2 protein-coding genes and 1 pseudogene are annotated in these 2,041 nt (G+C 70.5%); all 3 read left to right on the forward strand.

All coding sequences use genetic code 11. From position 1 onward, the window contains the following. A partial coding sequence (locus VHA72_RS07945; protein ID WP_325573995.1) for an amidohydrolase occupies positions 1-1,345 on the forward strand: 1,345 nt, incomplete at its 5' end. An 11-nt stretch (positions 1,346-1,356) separates the two neighbouring features. Then, positions 1,357-1,524: pseudogene (locus VHA72_RS07950) on the forward strand (DUF255 domain-containing protein); the annotation flags it as partial. Positions 1,525-1,736: 212 nt separating this feature from the next. Next, a partial coding sequence (locus tag VHA72_RS07955; RefSeq protein WP_325573997.1) for a type IV toxin-antitoxin system AbiEi family antitoxin domain-containing protein occupies positions 1,737-2,041 on the forward strand: 305 nt, incomplete at its 3' end.

Consider the following 2,041-nt stretch of genomic DNA (forward strand, 5'->3'; position numbering starts at 1 on the left):
CGTCCGCCTGCTCGGCGACCGCGCCGCCGCCCGTCCCGGGGAGGCCATCCGTGGCTATGGCTACGACCAGTCGAAGCTGGCCGAGGGTCGGCACCCGTCGGCGGCCGACCTGGACCGGGTGGCGCGTGACCGGGTGGTGCAGATCCAGCACGCCAGTGGCCATGGCTACGTGGTCAACACGCTCGCCCTGCGGCAGGCGAACATCACCGCCGCGACCCCGACGCCGGTCGGTGGGCGGATCGACCGCGACGCCGACGGTGAGCCGACGGGTGTCCTCTTCGACTCCGCCTGCGATCTGCTGACCGGCGCCGAGGGCGTGAAGGTGCGCAACCACGGCCCCAACTTCCACCTCCCGATGACGCACGCCGAGATCGACCACCTCTTCGACCTCGGTCAGCGCTCGCTGCTCGACGCCGGCATCACCACGATGTGCGATGCCCAGGTGACCCAGCTGGAGATGGACGGCTACCTGCGGGCGCGGGACGAGGGCCGGCTGCTGATGCGCACCGAGATGCTGGCGCTGTCGAGCAACCTCGAGCACCTGACCGGGCTCGGGATGAGCTCGCGGCTGGGTGACGACCGGCTCCGGCTGTGGGGCGTCAAGCTCTATGCCGACGGCTCGGTGATCGCGCGCACGGCGTACCTCAACGGGCATGCGTGCTGTGGCAAGCCCTCGCCGAACGGCTACCTCTACCACGAGCCGGAGGAGCTGGCCGCCCTCATCACCACCGCGCACCGGCTCGGCCTCAGCACCGCCACCCACGCCCAGGGCCCGCTGCCCATCGGCGTCGTCCTCGACGCCGTCGCCAGCGCCCGCGCCGAGCGACCGCGCACCGGCCTCGTGCACCGCATCGAGCACTGCGGCTTTCCGACCACCGAGCAGATCGGCCGGATGGCCGACCTGCACGTCGTCCCGGTGCCGCAGCCGATGCAGGTCAGCCTCTACGGCGACTCGCTGATGGAGGAGTTCGGCGAGTTCGGCGGCCGGTTCTACCCGTACGGCGAGTTCGAGCGCGCCGGTCTCCCGGTCGTCATCTCCTCGGACGCGCCGGTGACGATGCCCAACCCGCTCGAGGCGGTGTGGTCGGCGGTCACCCGCGAGACGCTCGGCGGCGCGATCTCCGGCGACGAGGCCCAGCAGGCCAGCCGCGCCGCCGCGCTGCGCGGCGTCACCGTCACGCCGGCGCGGATGCTCGGCCGCGAGGACGTCGGCGTCATCCGTCCCGGCGCCAAGGCCGACCTCGTGCTCCTCGACGCGGACCCGGTCACCGTGCCGGTCGAGCGGCTCCCCAAGGTGGGCGTCACCGAGTCGTGGATCGGCGGGGAGAAGGTCGTGCCCCGCTAGCGCGGAGGATGATGGGTGGCGTGAACCGTCTCGGTGCCGCCACCTCGCCGTACCTGCTCCAGCACGCCGACCACCCCGTCGACTGGTGGGAGTGGGGCCCCGAGGCGTTCGCCGAGGCCCGCCGGCGGGACGTGCCGGTGCTCCTGAGCGTGGGCTATGCCGCCTGCCACTGGTGCCACGACGGCTCAGGCTCGACGGTTGTTAGCGGTCGTCGACGTTTCCGCAGGTCAGGCGGCACTTTGTCGGCCGCTGCTTGTTAGCAAGGGTCGCCGTTTGACGCCGATTTCAGGGCAATATGCATCAGAGTTTGCATCACTCGGTGCTGGTCATGGCGCCCATCTGCTGCCGAGAACTGTGTGCTTTTCCGTATCATTCTGATACGCTTTAGCACATGACGCTCCGGGATCAGATCCTCGAACGCGCCGTCGACCAGCACGGGTACATCACGACTCGCGACGCGCGCGAGCTCGGGATCGATCCTACCCAACTGCGGCTCATGGCGGCCCGCGGCCGGCTGGAGCGGGTGACCCGTGGCGTGTATCGGGTCCCCGTTTTGCCGCGCTCGGAGCATGACGAGCTGGCCGAGGCCATCGCCTGGACCTTGGGCAGGGGCGTGATCTCGCACGAGTCGGCCTTGGTGCTCCACGGACTCTCGGACGTGAACCCGTCTCGGATCCACCTGACGGTGCTGCGCGA

The organism is Nocardioides sp., assembly GCF_035547795.1.
Classification (GTDB): Bacteria; Actinomycetota; Actinomycetes; order Propionibacteriales; family Nocardioidaceae; genus Nocardioides.